This window comes from Weissella viridescens (assembly GCF_003862435.1).
GTDB classification, from domain to species: domain Bacteria; phylum Bacillota; class Bacilli; order Lactobacillales; family Lactobacillaceae; genus Weissella; species Weissella viridescens_A.
Genome location: NZ_RHGY01000006.1, coordinates 75,710 through 92,934, shown reverse-complemented (window position 1 = coordinate 92,934; position 17,225 = coordinate 75,710). Strand labels below are relative to the sequence as shown.

Below are 17,225 nucleotides of genomic sequence, written 5' to 3'. Positions count from 1 at the left end.
TCTTTTTCTGTTTCCATTTTGATTTATAAGACTATCCTTAAATTATACATGATTCTCTTCACCTTTGCCGGTGAGTACGGTAGAATTTGAACAGATTAACATACTCTTCGGTACAACACCGATTAAATGAAAAGAAGAAGGACCTCATGCCTAAAGACCAAAAGTTTATCCGAAATTTTGCTATTATTGCCCACATTGATCATGGAAAGTCGACACTTGCTGACCGCATCATGGAAACCACGAATACGGTTAGTAACCGTGAAGCCAGTGATCAATTACTAGATGATCTGGCTGTTGAACAAATGCACGGTGTGACCGTGAAGTCGCGTACCGTCCGTAATTACTACGTTGACCCAGAAGGTCAAGAATTTGAATATAACTTGATTGATACACCTGGGCACGTCGATTTCAATTATGAAGTGTCACGTAGTTTGTCAGCCACTGATGGTGTGCTCCTTTTGGTCGATGCCACCAAGGGTGTGCAAGCTCAAACTGTTGCCAACTACCGCCTTTCACAAGATGCTGGCCTAACCGTCATTCCGATTATCAATAAAATTGATAACAAAATGGCTGATGTTGATAGTACGCAAGCTGAATTGATGGATCTTGATGAACGTTTCACGCCTGAAAACACCCTGCGTATTTCCGCTAAGACTGGAATTGGGATTGACGATGTTTTGTTAGCCATTCGTGACCGTTTACCCGCACCAAGTGGCGACCCTGACGCACCGCTTAAGGGTCTGATTTTCGATACAAAATTCGATCCCTATCAAGGTGTCATGGTCCAAGCCCGTATTTTCGATGGGATTTTGACAAAAAATATGGCGTTGAATTTCATGGCTAATGACGTTAGTGCCCAACCAAAGGAAATTGGTTTCTATACGCCCCTTGCCACTGAAACGCCTGAATTATCAGCTGGGGATGTTGGTTACATTCTCACGGGAATTAAGGATCCACGTGCCATCCAAGTTGGTGACACCGTGACCTCTAAACAAAACCCCACTGATGCACCTTTCCCTGGTTATCAACAAATCGAGCCAATGGTATATGCCGGAATTTATCCGCATGAAGGTGAATACAAAGAATTAAAGATTGCGATTGAAAAGCTGGCGCTAAATGATGCGGCTTTCCAATACGAACCTGAACAATCTGAAGCACTTGGTATGGGCTTCCGTGGTGGTTTCTTGGGAATCTTCCATTTGCAGATCATTCGTGAACGTTTGCAAGCCGAGTTTGGCCTTGATGTTTTGACGACCATGCCAAACTCAACTTACCGCGTCACAGTTAAAAACCAAGATAAGCCGCTTTACATTGAAAACCCAACGCAATTCCCGGATTATAATATGATCACAAAGGTTGAAGAACCTTACGTTCGCGCTAAAATCACTGCGCCGGATTCTCAATTAAACGACATTATGCGTCTTGCAGAAGGCCGCCGTGGTGTCCTTCAAGATTTGGAAACGATTGGTGACATGCTATTAATCACCTACAAGATGCCAATTTCTGAAATTGCCTATGATTTCTTTAATGAACTGAAGTCCGTTTCCCATGGTTTCGCCACGCTTTCAACGGAGCGCGACGATTATGATGAATCTGATTTGGTCCGTTTGGATATCCAAATTGATTACACGCCTGTCGATGCGCTAACTTTTGTGATGCACCGTTTGCGTGCCGACCAATTCGCCCAAGAAATCGTCCAAAAGTTAACGGAACTGGTCCCACGTAAGTTGCAACAAATGCCGGTTCAAGCCATTGTTGAAGGGCGTGTCATTAGTCGTGGAAATATTCCACCCCTACGTAAAGCCGCTGCTTCATCTGGTAAGACGTCTAAGAAGCAACAACAAATGCGTCGCCAAGGGCAAAAGAATCAAATCGAATTGCCACAGTCTGTCTTTGATGCCATTTTGGATATGAGCCGTCATTAATCATCGAAAGGAAGTTTTGTGATGAATAATCTACTAACCCTGCGTTCACTTTTTCAATTAAGCCGTGAAGCCGTTGCTGAACAAACAAAGATTGCTGCAGATACCTTGAACGATTTCGAGCAAGGCACACAAGAACCGACCTTCGCACAATGGCAAACATTGGCTGAATTCTATTCTGATCAATATCATGTCGCTAAAACTCAGCCTGCAATGGTTGAACCCATCCACTTCCGCTTGAGTGTCGACTATTTGATGAACATCGGTATGACGATGACCGACCTTATCGCCATTAAGTGGTACTTCGCCAACCTACGTCCTGAACTTGGGACTCTCGGTGTGGCCCTTTTCAACCCCAATGATTCACATGATATGGAACGCCTAACAACGTCGATGCCCGATGTCTTAGAAGATTTCGCCGGTTATCTGCTCCTCAATCATGACGGTACTTTGAACCAGTTCATTGATGAGCGTAACGAGGATCACGTCAGCGACTGGCGCTTGCTCCTCTACAAAGACGAAAATAATTACGTTGATATCACCGATATTGTCAGCTACTTCGTTGACTTGCCTGATTTCACGAAATTCTAACTAAACAAACGCCAGCTACGATTACTCGTAACTAGCGTTTTTATTTGATTCTATTTAATTGTCCAACCACCGTCGATTGGCACAACTTGGCCTTGAATGTACCCTGCTTGCGGGCTTGTTAAGTAAAGGCTCAGGTCGGCGACCTCTTCTGGCTGAGCCCAACGCTTGGTTGGCGTTTCCGCCGCAACAGATTTCGCCATAGCGGCATCCCCAGCAAAATCGGCTGCATTCATAGGCGTTTCAATCGCCCCAGGTGCAATCGCGTTCACTCGCAATCCCTGGTCAGCATAATCTAAGGCGAGCTGACGCATCCACCCGACCAAAGCATGCTTGGACGTTGTATAGGCTGCGCCACCACCACCAGCAATTAAACCAGCAATCGATGCCATGTATAAAATTTGTCCATGCTTTTTTTCAAGTAACATTGGCAACAAAGCCATCGTGATTTGAATTGGGGCATAGGTATTGATTTGCATCACGCGCATAAATAATGCTTCGTCTTCTGCCAAAGCTGGTTGGAAAGCATCCAAGACCCCAGCCGTGCTCAAGAAAATATCCACTTGCGCGAGTAATGCCGTGTTTTGTGACAACCATGCCTTCAAGCCAGTTGCGTCCGCTAAATCAAGTTCGACCTTGGTTAAGTTGGCGTGTTCCAGTTGAATGGGTTGTCGATCCAGTGCAATCACAGTCGCACCGGCAGCTAGATAAGCTTGCGTTTGGGCTTGCCCAATCCCCGAAGCTGCACCGGTGATTAAGAGCGTCTGCCCCGTATAATTTTGATCAATCATTAGGCTGCCAAGTTAATGCGCTTGCTGATGAAGTAAATGACAATCGCACCAATGACCAATGAAGCAAATTCTCCAAGGGCAACTGAACCGTAGGTAATCCAGAATGGTGCCTTCAAGAAGACGTGCAATTCAAGCGCCACGGCCCACATCATGAAAGTATCAATAACTGTGCTGATGATGAGACGCTTCACGATTGACTTCACATGACGTGTGGCATAGTAGCTCATCGTCAACATTACAACTGTACCCAGCGTTCCGAAAATCATATCAACGGCACCAAGGGATGACTGCGTGTTGGCAATGAACACCCCTAGTGAAATTGCTACGATGTAGCGCTTATTGAAGACAGCTAGATGGTTTAGCCCTTCTGACAAACGCAATTGGACCGGTCCAAAAGCGAAAGGTGCTACCAACAACGTCAATACCACATAAAGTGCGGCAACAACGGCCATCATCGTGAGATCATAGACGCGTTTATTTTTTTTTGTTTCCATATTTAAAAGACTCCTAGTTTTTTTGCGTGGGATGGTTACGAACCACGTGATTTCAATATACCATATTGTACAGACACACGGAACAGATTAGGACTCAATTCAAAACTGAATTTATGTTCCACTTATGCCCCAATTAAACTTTCTTTATCAATTAAATTATAAGCTATGTTCTGTTGTTGGTTGTTAAGAAATTTTGGAGGAAACATCATGAACAAACAGTTTACAATTGCCGCAACAACTCTTCTCTTAGCTACTGGAGCTGCTGCAAGTACGTCTCTCATTCACGCAGATAGTATGAATAATATGTCTTCAAGCGCTAAGACGATGTCATCATCTACATCTGATACCTCACATTTGAAAATGGACAAAAATGCCAAGTACAAGGACAATGCTAAGGTGACCGTTAAGGCTGATCACATGGCTGGTATGAAGAATGCCAAAGGCATGGTCGTTCATGCATACGATACCCCACTCTATGAGGTTCAATACAAGAACACCCAGTCGGGTAAAGAAGTCATGCACCACAAGTGGTTGGTAAAGTCTGACTTCAAGGATCCAGATAAGAAGGACAAAAAGGGTGATACCATTACCATCACCACTGACCACATGCCAGGTATGAAAAATGCCAAAGGTAAGATTACCAAGGTCCACAAGGGCCCTGCCTATGAAATCAATTACACAAATACCAAAACTGGTAAGTCTGTGATGAACCATAAGTGGGTTGCCCAAGATGAGCTAAAAGCTCGTTCATAATTGAATAAATGCAAAAATAACATAATCGAAATGTTTTGGGAAATCCCCAGAATATTTCGATTATTTTTTATACAAAAAAGCCCGCGCTCGCAAGCACAGGCTTTCCCACTATCTTTTTCTTAAACACGTAACCGTCAATATGAGCATTAATACAATTAACGCCCCAACATAAAGTGGCAATGCAAATGCCGTGCCGTTGTGCATTAGACTCATGCCATAAGTCATCAAACTAATCATCACGTAATAGGCAAATCCAAATACACCACTGGCAGTCCCAATAATATTTTCATATCCAACCAAAGCATCATTCAGTACTAATGGCAAAATAGTGTTCAGCCCGGTAAAGACAATAAAGAAGGCCGCCAGGAACAATAAACTACTATGCATCGTCGCACTCAAGCAACCAACGCCAACACCTAGCCCACTCACAATCAGGCTTAACATAATAATTCGGTAAGATGTCAGATACTTCACCGCATAGTTTGCGCACATCGCCCCAACAATACTAGATAACGCAATCACCATCCCCGCGATGCCGTAATGCATAGCGTCCATGCCATACATTTGCATCAGAACAAATGGTGCCTCTGCATAAAAGCTAAACAGAATTCCATTGATGCCCGCAATCAAAACGGCATAAGCCCAAACTCGCTTATCATGCGCAAGAATTTTCGCAGCGTGCCAAATTGAAACCGACGGCTCAGTCGCCTTTGGATTCATTGTTTCTGGCAACTTACCATAACTGTATATCAAAATCATAATCGCCATGCCAATAAGCACGGAACAGACACTTTTGAATCCGAAATATTGTTGGATGATTCCCCCAATAAATGGACCCAATGCAGGTGCTAAGGCCATGGCACCGCCGACTTTGGCGAATACTTGGGCCCCTCTCACTCCGGAAAAGCTTTCCCGCATAATTGTTTGCGTGACAACTGATCCGACACTGGCGCCAAAGGCCTGCACGAGTCGGGCTAGTAGTAACCAACCAAATTCTGGTGCTGCAAATAAGCCGATGTTACCGATAAGATAGACCAAGATACCTAGGAGCATCGTTGGTCGCCGACCCCATCGGTCTGACAACTGTCCCCAAACTAAAACCCCAACGGCAAATGCCATGAAGTAACTTCCCATCAAAAGTTGGGCGGTTTGTGCGGTGACATGAAAATCTCGACTGATTTCCGGTAATGCTGGTGTGAAGATCGTTTCACTAATTTGTGGGAACCCCACAAGTACAATCAATAGGATGATTGCTGGACTATTTTTCTGGACGTTTCTCATTTTTTTCTCCTAATATTTTTTAATCTGATGAAAAACGTCCTTAGTCACTTACTGTTGCAGACATAATAAATTCTGAATAATTCATATTTTTTCTCCTCTTTTAAACCATATAAAAAGCCCACCAGTTAACTCACGCTAACTAATGGGCCCCATTTGAAATCATTTACTTGAGAAGCAAGACGAAAGCATATACAATCACAGCAACAACTGTCCATCCAATTAATGCTTGAATCTTTTCCTTCTTAGTAGTTCGTTCCATTGTCACAGTTAAGTGCCCATTTTTACTTGTATAAGTTTTTGGTAACTTCATGTCATTGCTCCTTTAGTTTAGCTTTTAATACTTCTCAACTTGTTATGTTCAAATATCATTACGCAATGATATTAAACTTTATTATCTTTAATATATACTATCGCAATTATTTTAACAAGTTCCTTAATTATTTTAATATCGTTTCTGACACGATACTACTGCATTATTGCATGTTCGCCCTCACCACTACTATGTTCTTTTATGAAGCCCTATCTTACCCTTAAAGATATGCATCATTTATTCTGTCTGCCACCTTAGGTTAGATTGCCGCGCCGTCTTTTCATTTGAATACATCAATTCTATCTTAACATGCTTGGCATAGCCACTGACGTCACCTAGTTTATCGTCAGATCTTATGCTTTCGGTTGTCCTAAGTTTAAATATTATATAACAAAATGAGGTCCAGAATACAGTCATTCTGGACCTCATGGTCTATTCAATCGTTGTCATTATCTGGTTTTACAGTCCAAAAGCTTTTTTTACTTCTGGTAACTTTTCTTTCATTTTTGCAATATCTTGAGGTCGATAAACAAATGTATTCGCATGGTTGACTTCATCAACGAAGTAATCATACAGTTGTTCTAACGTCACATACGCAATATCAATGGTCTCATCGGGATAATCATGAAAGTTTTCCACAACAGCTTGATTTTTTTCAATCTTTTTTGGAAACTCATAACAGTCATAACCTGCCTCCCAATCATCACCGTAAAATGTAATTCCATCATAGTCTGAATTCCAAGACTTCTTATCTTTACAATAATCTAATATTTGATTCATGTCTGTCTCAAGTCCATCCAACACCCATTTAATTCCTTCAGGTGTTGTTTTTACCCGATAATTATCATAATAGCCGGATTCCACAATACTAGATGGCTCTTCCTTTACATCATTAAACTTATTTTTAACATCAGTTATGTAAACGTTGCGCCACCTACCTTTGCGGTCTTTATCCCACTCAACTTCCATACCATTCTTGGCGTGTCCAATAAATTCACCTGTCTTATCACCAGGTTTCATATTATCCATAATTTTTTCCTCATGAATGAACTCCTAATCAAAGTCAATCTCTACTACAGTTATGCTTAATTTTTATAAATGCCGAGTTTACCATCAGGGTACTGACCTTCCCATTTGGTATAGATATAGCCATCTAGCAAAATTTTCTTTAATTCGGCGTAATAGGGTATTTCTTCTATATCTATGAATGACGAGGTAATAATAAGCATTAATAATTGAGCGGCAATATTATTTGTTAATTTCTTTTTTAACTCATCACTCACTTCACTTCCCCACGAACCATCAATTACAAATTTAATAGAATCTTGATAGCTACCAATATATTCATAAACTAGATTGTTCCATTGTTCTAATTGAGCCTGCGAAAGATTCATTGACACTTCATTACTTCGATCCAGACTAAAATTCTCAAAACTCAATTTACTCCATTGCTCGCTTAGTTTCTCAAGCTTCTTTTCATTCAATTCTTCATATTGTTGGAACCAATCATTTTCGATAAACTGATTAATCAAGTCAACGTTCAGCGACCAGTGCCCACTGTCATCATTTTCTTGGGTTTCAGAACTATCCTGACTGCCATGCATCAGATCTTCCATTGGTGAAACTTGTTCTTCAGGAACAGCATCCGGATTTTCCGCTTCATATGCTTTAAGATGGTCAACAATGTCACTATAATCCTTCTTTACTTCAGCTTGTTCACCATCGTTTAAATCATCAAGTGCTTCATACCCATGTTCAAATAAAACATTGGTTGTATCGTATTCTTGCGTTTCAACGAAATGTTCGATATTAAGCGCCCATTCGACTGCCTCGTCCATTGAATAATCAAAATATTCCATTAGGTCGCGAGTAAATTGGTTCAGCACTAACTTGTTATCAACATCATCAGCGTGACCTAAATGGACCAACATGCCATAGTAATAAACCATGAGCGTTTGACTTCCTAAGTCATCTAGTGCCACATTCTGCAATTCCATTTCATCAAAAATTGGAATAAGTATTTTTTGAATTCGATCTTCTGCGAACTGTTTCTTTTTATTATTGAATAGCATAAGCTTCCCTCATATTTTTTCGGCCTTTGTTTCTCAGTATTATAAATAGATTTTCAAGCTATAGCAATTACTTCCATTTGAAAGGTAAATTATATATACACATTAAAAAAGCCCCGCCAGAAAACTGGCGAGGCTTTATTTTATATTACAATTTGCTAATTGAATCAAACGCGATGGCTGGGAAAATGTAAACCAAGCGTTCAAGTTGTGCAGGTGTGTAGCCAAATTCGATAGCTGGCAACAATGCGTTGATTGAATCTTCGGCGCGTTCTGAAATTTCAGTTGCTCCGACTAGTTGCTTGTCCTTATTGAAGATAAGGGTCAACTTAGCATTCTTTTCATAATCAACGGCACGGTACCAGTCGCCAGAAAGGTCGTTCTCTTGAACGATGTACTTATCTGGATCAGCTTGTGCTTCTGCAACAGTTACACCAGCTTGGGCGATACGTGGCGTCGTGAAGACGTTTGTCGCGATGGCTGGGTAATCGATAGCAGCATCTGATTCACCTGCAAAGCGGTGCATCAAGTATTGTGATTCGAATTGTGCGGTTGGTGTTAACTTTGGTTGTTCCTTGTCGATTACATCACCAGAAACATAGATGCTTGGCACCGTTGTTTGAAGATATTCATTAACCACAATTCCCTTAGGGCTGTGTTCAATTTCCAAATCTTCAAGACCAAGGTTCTCAACGTTAGCAACACGACCAGTTGCATCCAAAACCCAATCAGTTGTGATTGTATCATCTGACAAAGCGACTTCAATTTGATCACCTTGTTGTTCAAATGACTTCACTTCTTGGTTGCGAACGACGGTAACCCCACGTGATTCAAGATCAGCTAACACTTCCTTCACATATGGTTGGTGGAAGCCGCGCAAGGCTTCGCCATCATGCAAAACAAGTGACACGTCAGAACCAGCAGCGTTGGCCATTGTGGCGAATTCAACCCCAATGTAACCACCACCAATGATAACCATGTGCTTTGGCATATCATCTAAAGCCATGAAGTCCTTTGAATCATGACCCAATTCAGTTCCAGGAATGTCCAATTGGTGTGGGCGCAATCCTGTGGCAATCACGATGTTTTCAGCAGTGATGGGTTCACCATCAACGGCAACGGTATGTTCACCAATAATGGTTCCATGACCAAAGTACATCTTGATGCCTGAAGCTTCCATCCCACCCTTAAGGGCATCTGGAATCACGTCAATGGCAGCTTGCTTGTGCGCCTTATTCTTCGCCCAATCAATCTTACCATCACCACTGACAATACCGTCAGAGGCAAGCAAAGTGTGTTGTAGCGCAACTGGTCCGTCTAGCAAAATCTTTGCGTTACATCCCCAGTTTGGACAAGTTCCCCCAACTTTATCCGCTTCAATCACGGCAACGCGCTTTCCCTTAGCGGCTAATGGCATTGCACCATCAAACGTTCCGTGTCCACTTCCAATATATACAACATCATAATCAAATTCTGGCATAATTAATCCCCCTATAGTGTGTTCTATGCTTTAAAAATCGCTCGAGTTGCCATCGTAATGAGCACATCAAGCTCGCTATCCTGCACCTTAGCTTGGTGTTGCGCGCGTGCTTGATAGAGCCACTGCAATGGTTCTAGTGCTTGCGCCACAATCAAATCTACATTATCAGTCATTAATTGTTCTTGCAAGTAGGCTCGTTTGATAACGGTTAACATTGCTGGCCCCAAAAGCGTGGTATCTGCTTGCATCGTTTCTGGAAGATACTCAGGATTAGCTGCTAAAGCTGCCATGAAATTCAGTTCTTTTGGTGCTTTGGCAAAGTTTTGCGCGTAATCACGCATCACTTGTGCAAACTGTTCAGTTACAGGCAAATTTTCTGTTGGCGTTTGAACGTCATCAATCAATTGCTCACGCACAGATTGATACAAATGCCCCAGCAGATCCGATTTATTTTCAAAATAAATATAAGCCGTCGCAACTGACACACCGGCGCGTTTGGCAAGCTTACTAATGCTTAATTGACTAATACCATTTTCTTGTACTAAATCAAAAGCGGCTTGTTCAAGTGCTATTAACTTTTTTTCATCCCTTTTTCGCATCTTTTAGTATAGCCAACCTGCCTTTATTTTCACTTAATATCGGCAGCGGGTTCTCCTTCATCTTTTTATCCGAATCCCTATTGTCATTTTAACACACCCGACGGCCTTATTACCGTTAATAAAAAAGACATTCGTCTTCACGAATGTCTTAGGCACCAGTGGTGAACTTCAAACCAACAGCCCCGATAATAATTAAACTGATAAACAAGATACGTTTCCAATCACGTGACTCATGGTAGAACAACATACCAACAATCGTTCCACCGGCTGCGCCGATTCCCGTCCAGATGGCGTATCCTGTCCCCATTGGGATGGTCCGTAGTGCAACGCCCAACAAGCTCACACTCAAAATCATGAAGGCAGCCATGAAGAAAATAAGGTATGAACGCCGACGACGATTATATTCATTCAAAGTGACCACGCCGGCAACTTCCATCAATCCTGCTAAACATAAAATAATCCATGCCATTAGTCAGTCTCCTCCTCAACTAGCTTCAAACCAATTACCCCAACGAGTAGGATAACTAAGAAAAGTAATTGGCTGATTGAAAGTGCATCGCCAAAGACTAACCAACCAATCAAAACGGTGGCGGCTGATCCCAAACCAACGAAGACGGCATACGTCGTTCCGACGGGCAGCTTGCGACTTGCAATCAGGTACAACCCAAATGACGTTAACAAAGAAATAATCGTTAGAATCCACTCTACGGGCGTGTGAGCATATTTAATGCCGACAACCCAGCCACTTTCGAAAATAATGGCAACTAAAATTGTCATCCACGGATTTTTAAGTAATAATTTCATCCATCTACCCTCCTTTAAATCGTTTTATAACTACTACTATGTATAAAAAGAGCACCCACAGAAGTGGATGCTCTTTTTAAAGACTTAAAGTAATCTGCCGATTACCAAGAAGCCTTCTTAACACCAGGGATTTGACCCTTGTGTGCCAACTGGCGGAAGTTCAAACGTGACATTCCAAATTCACGCATGTAAGCGTGTGGACGTCCGTCGATACGATCACGGTTGTGGGCACGAACTGGTGAAGCGTTACGAGGCAACTTTGACAAACCTTCGTAATCACCGGCAGCCTTCAAAGCAGCGCGCTTTTCAGCGTACTTTTCGATGGTTGCTTCAATCTTCTTTTCTTTAGCGATCTTTGACTTTTTAGCCATGATTACTTGACCTCCTTGAACACTGTAACACGACGCAACTTTGGAGAATACTTCTTAAGCTCCAAACGATCCGGTGTGTTACGACGGTTCTTAGAAGTTAAATAGATACGTTCGCCAGTCTCTGCTGACTCTAATAAAATGTTAATGCGCATTAACATAACTCCTTCGAATGTATTTTGTGAGATGCCTCTCACCTACCGATTGAACGACAGGTATGGCTGCATGGGCCAAACCCCAAGCTTGCGCCGTTACAATAGCTAGTAAATTACAAAAGATAACTATACAGAATATTTAAGAATTTATCAAGTCTTTTCAGACAAATTCTATTATTTATCGAAATATCCGTGACGCCAGAACCAAATCGTTGCAAGCAACATGAGCACTAACGTAATCAGAATTGTAATTAGCCAACTATTCTGATGCAAGGCGAAGGGCAAGTATTTCACATTTTGACCATAAAAACCAGTAATAATTGTTGGAATCGTCAAAACAACTGAATAAACCGTCAAAATTTGCATAATCCAATTCAAATTACGATCATTTCGTGATGAATAAGAATCCGCAATATTACCAACCACTGAACTAAGCAAATCAGCCATTTTATGTGCTTGTTGTGCTTCAATGTTAATGCGGTTTTTTAAGAAATCAGTTTGTGAATCAGGCTTATATTCATTAAATTGGCTCGTCATATTGTCGATAACATCCTCATTATCTTCAATTGAAGAGTCAATATAAAGTAACGCATTTGTGACGGTCCAAATACTATCTAGATCCCCACCAAAGCCAGTTGTCTTACGATAAAATTGATTTTGAAACTTACGTCGTAAGACATCTAACTTGTTCAAAGCGGATTGGTAATCCGAGTATACGACCAAAATTGCTGTATATAACAAATCAATTGGCGTTGTCGCCTTAGCACTGCTAGTTAACTTATGTGCAATATGATCGGCTAAAAAGTTCATCGATGAACGCGTAAACATCAAGACGCGGTGTTCTTTCATTTGGAGCAAAAAAGCAACCGACTCAGTATGATAAGCACCTTCTGATGGCACATCATTATCCACTACAACGGCATCAATAAAGAGTGTTAATGTCTCGTCTCTCTTTGAGTAATGCCAGCGAGCTGCTTCATTTTCATCGTTAACGTCTTTAATAAACGATACCGGTACATTTAGTTTTTTAACTTCATCATCTTCTAAATCATCAGCATGATAGAAAGTTCCCTGACTTCCTGCAAATAATTGCTTTAACATAATTTAACACGTTCCTTTGCATTCGCTGTGATGCGCAATAACGTTTCGCACCCAGATCATTTTAGGTTTAACAACTAGTATACCACGTCCATACTATTTAATTTAACTAACAAAAAAAACTACCTCAAATTGAGGTAGTTTTAGGTTAGATGGCTTGGCGCATAAAGTACCAACTAGTAAAGCCTAATCCTAGAGCCAGTGAATCCGTTGCTAAAATATCAAAGAAACCGCGGAACGGCCAATTCAATACCTGCATCCCAAATTCAAGGACACTAAATATCACGAAAAGTAAGGCAAAAACCGTTAAGACGTTGCTTAAACTCCACCAATCTAGTTTCTGAATTTGTTTTGCATAATATAGCATTGCTGCAGCTAAGACGACAATAATGACCGCCATTACCACGTTTTTAGCTGGAAAATTTTCTGGAACCACATAATTCACCATGGTGAAATTGGGCCAAAAATTATTCACGAGCACCCACGCGATAAAACTAAACAGCATGGCTGCACTGCCTTGCGCCATCTTCCGTTCATGTTGGAATTGATGGTATGACCAAATTGCTGCCAAAGCAATCGCAATCATAATACCTGCAATCACCTGGGCAATCAAAAAGCCAATACGATGTGGCGCATCTTGTGCCGCTAAAATCGCAATCGGATAGGCTAAGGGTTGATATGCGGGCCAAACTAATACCCCGACAATACTTTCAAAAAAGTACGTTAACGCGCCAACCACACCTAATCCAAAAAATATTTTATGTTGCCACCATTGTTGTTGCATGTTTCACCTCTTGTACCGATTTATTCTTAATCATTCTACCATATCTAGGGCCAATCAAAAAAAAAGACGATCAACCGACCGTCTTTTGATTTATTCAGAGATTGTCATGAGTAAGTCACCAGCGGAAATTTGATCACCCGCTTGAACTAAAATATCTGAAACCGTTCCAGCAACAGGTGCTTGAATGGTTGTTTCCATCTTCATTGCTTCAGTGATTACCAAAGTATCACCAACCGCAACTTCATCCCCAACTGCAACCGTTACCTTGACGACGTTTCCCGCCATCGTTGCCCCGATTTCACCAGGAACACTTGCTTTAGCTTGACGATGTTGGACTGATTGCACATCGACTGTTTGGTCATGCACCACCACTTCAACTGGGCGTCCATCCAAAGCCATGTACAGCGTACGGACACCATCAGCGTCTGGTTCACTCATTTCATTCAATGTGACCATCATTGTGACACCTGGCGCAAATTGCACCACCGTCTCCTCATGCGCTTTTAAGCCATAGAAGAATGTTGGCGTATCCAAAACAGTGGTTGGCCCAAACATTGCTTGCTTTTGTTCGTAATCACTAAACACTTCTGGATAAAGGGCTTTTGAAATCACTTCTTCTGGCGTTGGTTCGCGCTCAAGTTCAACTGTCAAATCTGTTTTAATTTGTGACAAATCATATGGTTCGGCCAAAGCTCCAGGACGTTCCGTCAATGGTGCTTGTCCCTTCAAGATGATTGCTTGCAAATCAGTTGGGAAACCACCAACTGGTTGTCCAATGTCACCCTTGAAGAAATCAACAACAGATTGTGGGAAATCAAGTTGTGCGCCTTGCGCATAAATATCATCCGGTGTGAGATCATTTTGGACCATAAAGAGTGCCATGTCCCCAACCACCTTTGATGATGGCGTCACCTTGATAATGTCACCAAACAATCGGTTCACTTCCGCGTACATGTGCTTGATTTCATTCCAACGATCACCCAAGTGCAAGGCATTCGCTTGTTGTTGCAAATTAGAATATTGTCCACCAGGCATTTCAACTTCAAAAATGTCAGTTTGTGGACTACGCATCCCATTTTCAAAGTCTTGATAGTATGGCGCCACGCCTTGCCAATATTGGTTCAAGCGTTCAACTGCCGGCATATCCAACGTTGGTTGACGCTCGTTGCCACTCAAAGCATAGTACGTTGAAGACAATGATGGTTGTGATGTTGTACTTGCCATGGCTGATTGCGCGACATCAATAATATCAACACCAGCTTCAACCGCACGGGCATATGTTGAAACACCAATACCAGTTGTATCATGCGTGTGTAAGTGAATTGGCAAGTCAACTTCATTCTTCAAAGTTGAAACCAATTGATAGGCAGCTTCAGGCTTAAGCAATCCAGACATGTCCTTAATGGCAAGAATGTGTGCCCCAGCGGCTTCAATCTGCTTGGCAAAATCAACATAGTATTGCAACGTGTACTTTGTGCGGCTTGAGTCAAGAATATCACCCGTGTAAGCCATCGTCACTTCCGCCAATTTATTTTCATCGCGCACCGCTTGAATTGAGGTTTCCATTTGAGGTAACCAGTTCAAACTATCGAAGATACGGAAGACATCCATCCCATTTTTCGCAGCTAAATGAATAAATTCTTGAATCACATTATCAGGGTAGTTTTGGTACCCCACCGCATTTGAGCCACGGAACAACATTTGGGTCAGTGTACGTGGCATTTTTTCACGCAATTGCTTTAAACGATCCCATGGATCTTCGTCCAAAAAGCGGTAAGCCGTATCAAACGTGGCCCCGCCCCACATCTCATTTGAGAAAAGGTTTGGCAGCGTTGTCTGAGTCTGTTCAGCAATATCAACCATGTCTTTCGTGCGGAAACGTGTGGCGAATCGTGATTGGTGGGCATCACGCATCGTCGTATCAGTGAGCAACACTTCTGATTGTCCCTTAATCCAATCAACAACTTGGTCTGGTCCTTGTGCATCCAAAACATCCTTAGCCGTCACTAATTCTTCTGGCAATACCAACTTTTGTGGTGTGTAATCAACCAAAGTTGGCTTTGCATCAGGATTCTTAACCCCAGGGAACCCATTAACCGTGATTTCAGCCATATAGTCCAACAACTGTTGTTGGGTATCAGCTGGTGACTTACGGATAAATTCTTGACCATGGTCATCCACAAAGGTGGTGGCAGCTTGTCCACTCGTGAAAGTTGGGTGGGCAAACATTTGGGCCAGGAAGTCCGTGTTAGTCTTAACCCCTTGTAGTTGTAACTCATTCAAGGCGCGTTCCATACGTGTATTTGCTTCATCGAAATCACGGCCTTGCGCAATAATCTTTAATAGCAACGAGTCAAAATAAGGGGTAACTTTAGCCCCAGCATAAACTGTCCCAGCATCAACACGAATCCCAGGTCCAGCTGGTTGTTGATACCAACGAATCGTCCCTGAGTCAGGCATAAAGTCGTTGGCTGGGTCTTCCGTCGTAATACGGGCTTGAACCGCAACACCATGTTCTTTTAATTGAGATTGTTCAGGCAAGTTCAAAGGTTCTTCGTGCAAACCATAGCCCATCGCAATCAAAAGTTGACTACGGACAATATCAATATCTGTTACTACTTCAGTAACTGTATGTTCAACTTGAACACGGGGGTTCACTTCAATGAAGTAGAAATCATCCCCATCGACCAAGAATTCGACTGTTGCAGCACTTTGGTAACCAACGCTGGCCATCAAACGTACGGCAGCTGCTTGAATTTGTTCACGGAGCTCATTTTTTATTGACACGGCCGGCGCAAATTCAATGATTTTTTGGTGACGACGTTGGACGGAAGAGTCACGCTCAAACAAATGCATCACTTGCCCATGTTCGTCAGCTAAAATTTGAATTTCAATGTGCTTTGGATCTTGTAAATACTTCTCCAAATAAACATCACTTTTACCAAATGATGCTTTCGCTTCAGAAGCGGCCCGTTGGAAAGCTTCCTTTAATTCTTCAGCGTGTTCAACGACACGCATTCCGCGTCCACCACCACCGGCAGCAGACTTAACAAACAATGGATAGCCATATTCTTCACCAATAGCCAAGGCTTCATCCAATGTTTCAACTGGATGATCTGTACCGGGCACACTGGCAACATTTGCAGCTGACGCTGCTTGTTTGGCCTTAATCTTGTCACCAAACATTTCAAGGTGGGCCACTTTTGGACCTACGAACTTTATTCCTGCATCACTGATTGCTTGCGCAAATTCAGCATTTTCGGATAAGAAGCCATAACCTGGATGAATCGCATCTACTTGGTGCGCTTTTGCCACCTCAATAATTGCCGGAATATCAAGGTAGGCGTCAACCGTCATATCATCCGTCCCGACTTGGTAAGCTTCGTCGGCGGCAAAACGATGCACAGCGTACTGATCTGCCTTAGCGTAAATAGCAACTGTTTGAAGGCCTAGCTCTTTAGCTGCTCTAATAATCCGAAGGGCGATTTCTCCTCGGTTGGCGATTAGTAACTTGTTCATCTCACACCTCTTTTTTCAAATATTTTAAAAAGAATTTAATTTTTCAAACCTTATCTCTAATATACATGAGATTTGGCTAAAAAACCATCGTTTTTGGTGTCTTAATTAAAATCATTCGGAAATTACGGATATTTCATTCGGTTTTAAACCGTTTTACTGCAAAAAAATAAACGCCGGCATGCAATGCATACCGAGCGTTTAAGGAATTTA

General features: G+C 42.1%; 18 protein-coding genes and 1 riboswitch. Of the genes, 3 read left to right on the top strand and 15 right to left on the bottom strand.

All coding sequences use genetic code 11. From position 1 onward, the window contains the following. Positions 1-146 precede the first annotated feature (146 nt). Both lepA and D3P96_RS06255 read left to right on the top strand, forming a co-directional pair. A complete protein-coding gene (gene lepA / locus D3P96_RS06260) occupies positions 147-1,925 on the top strand; it encodes a translation elongation factor 4 (protein ID WP_124943519.1) in 1,779 nt (592 codons plus the stop codon). 21 nt (positions 1,926-1,946) lie between these two features. Then, positions 1,947-2,513: a helix-turn-helix domain-containing protein gene (locus tag D3P96_RS06255; protein ID WP_124943518.1), complete on the top strand. Its 567-nt coding sequence runs from the start codon at positions 1,947-1,949 to the stop codon at positions 2,511-2,513. 50 nt (positions 2,514-2,563) lie between these two features. Here the strand turns inward: D3P96_RS06255 and D3P96_RS06250 are convergent, their stop codons facing one another. Continuing rightward, a complete protein-coding gene (locus D3P96_RS06250) occupies positions 2,564-3,301 on the bottom strand; it encodes a 3-oxoacyl-ACP reductase (protein WP_124943517.1) in 738 nt (245 codons plus the stop codon). Next, positions 3,301-3,795: a QueT transporter family protein gene (locus tag D3P96_RS06245; RefSeq protein WP_124943516.1), complete on the bottom strand. Its 495-nt coding sequence runs from the start codon at positions 3,793-3,795 to the stop codon at positions 3,301-3,303. The genes D3P96_RS06250 and D3P96_RS06245 overlap by 1 nt, the downstream gene beginning before the upstream one ends. A 7-nt stretch (positions 3,796-3,802) precedes the next feature. Continuing rightward, positions 3,803-3,847, bottom strand: a riboswitch (PreQ1 riboswitch). A gap of 155 nt (positions 3,848-4,002) precedes the next feature. Between D3P96_RS06245 and D3P96_RS06240 the strand changes: the two genes are divergently transcribed. Further along, positions 4,003-4,548 (top strand): DUF1541 domain-containing protein, encoded by a 546-nt coding sequence (locus D3P96_RS06240; RefSeq protein ID WP_185696107.1) that lies wholly within the window; start codon positions 4,003-4,005, stop codon positions 4,546-4,548. 108 nt (positions 4,549-4,656) lie between these two features. On the opposite strand, the gene D3P96_RS06235 is transcribed toward D3P96_RS06240, so the two are convergent. The 13 genes from D3P96_RS06235 to D3P96_RS06180 form a co-directional block, all read right to left on the bottom strand. Continuing rightward, positions 4,657-5,829, bottom strand: coding sequence for a multidrug effflux MFS transporter (locus D3P96_RS06235; protein WP_124943514.1), 1,173 nt, complete (start codon positions 5,827-5,829; stop codon positions 4,657-4,659). A gap of 163 nt (positions 5,830-5,992) precedes the next feature. Beyond that, complete coding sequence (locus tag D3P96_RS08375; protein ID WP_185696106.1) at positions 5,993-6,139, bottom strand: hypothetical protein; 147 nt, start codon at positions 6,137-6,139, stop codon at positions 5,993-5,995. A 459-nt stretch (positions 6,140-6,598) separates the two neighbouring features. Continuing rightward, positions 6,599-7,168 carry a hypothetical protein gene (locus tag D3P96_RS06230; RefSeq protein WP_124943513.1) on the bottom strand — a complete coding sequence of 190 codons (570 nt, stop codon included), beginning with the start codon at positions 7,166-7,168 and terminating at the stop codon, positions 6,599-6,601. A gap of 56 nt (positions 7,169-7,224) precedes the next feature. After that, entirely contained in the window at positions 7,225-8,211 is a 987-nt protein-coding gene (gene imm48 / locus D3P96_RS06225; protein WP_124943512.1) for an Imm48 family immunity protein, read from the bottom strand. Positions 8,212-8,356: 145 nt separating this feature from the next. Then, positions 8,357-9,688: a dihydrolipoyl dehydrogenase family protein gene (locus D3P96_RS06220; protein WP_124943511.1), complete on the bottom strand. Its 1,332-nt coding sequence runs from the start codon at positions 9,686-9,688 to the stop codon at positions 8,357-8,359. Positions 9,689-9,711: 23 nt separating this feature from the next. Continuing rightward, entirely contained in the window at positions 9,712-10,287 is a 576-nt protein-coding gene (locus tag D3P96_RS06215) for a TetR/AcrR family transcriptional regulator (protein WP_124943510.1), read from the bottom strand. 148 nt (positions 10,288-10,435) lie between these two features. Next, complete coding sequence (locus D3P96_RS06210) at positions 10,436-10,756, bottom strand: DMT family transporter (protein WP_124943509.1); 321 nt, start codon at positions 10,754-10,756, stop codon at positions 10,436-10,438. Beyond that, positions 10,756-11,091: a DMT family transporter gene (locus D3P96_RS06205; protein ID WP_124943508.1), complete on the bottom strand. Its 336-nt coding sequence runs from the start codon at positions 11,089-11,091 to the stop codon at positions 10,756-10,758. The genes D3P96_RS06210 and D3P96_RS06205 overlap by 1 nt, the downstream gene beginning before the upstream one ends. A 101-nt stretch (positions 11,092-11,192) precedes the next feature. Continuing rightward, a complete protein-coding gene (gene rpsN / locus D3P96_RS06200) occupies positions 11,193-11,462 on the bottom strand; it encodes a 30S ribosomal protein S14 (RefSeq protein ID WP_057744040.1) in 270 nt (89 codons plus the stop codon). A 2-nt stretch (positions 11,463-11,464) separates the two neighbouring features. Continuing rightward, positions 11,465-11,614, bottom strand: coding sequence for a 50S ribosomal protein L33 (rpmG, locus tag D3P96_RS06195; protein WP_009496479.1), 150 nt, complete (start codon positions 11,612-11,614; stop codon positions 11,465-11,467). 174 nt (positions 11,615-11,788) lie between these two features. Further along, positions 11,789-12,715 carry a magnesium transporter CorA family protein gene (locus D3P96_RS06190; RefSeq protein ID WP_124943507.1) on the bottom strand — a complete coding sequence of 309 codons (927 nt, stop codon included), beginning with the start codon at positions 12,713-12,715 and terminating at the stop codon, positions 11,789-11,791. A 145-nt stretch (positions 12,716-12,860) separates the two neighbouring features. Then, positions 12,861-13,496 carry a hypothetical protein gene (locus D3P96_RS06185; protein WP_124943506.1) on the bottom strand — a complete coding sequence of 212 codons (636 nt, stop codon included), beginning with the start codon at positions 13,494-13,496 and terminating at the stop codon, positions 12,861-12,863. A gap of 90 nt (positions 13,497-13,586) precedes the next feature. Next, positions 13,587-17,015 carry a pyruvate carboxylase gene (locus tag D3P96_RS06180; protein WP_124943505.1) on the bottom strand — a complete coding sequence of 1,143 codons (3,429 nt, stop codon included), beginning with the start codon at positions 17,013-17,015 and terminating at the stop codon, positions 13,587-13,589. Positions 17,016-17,225: the final 210 nt, after the last annotated feature.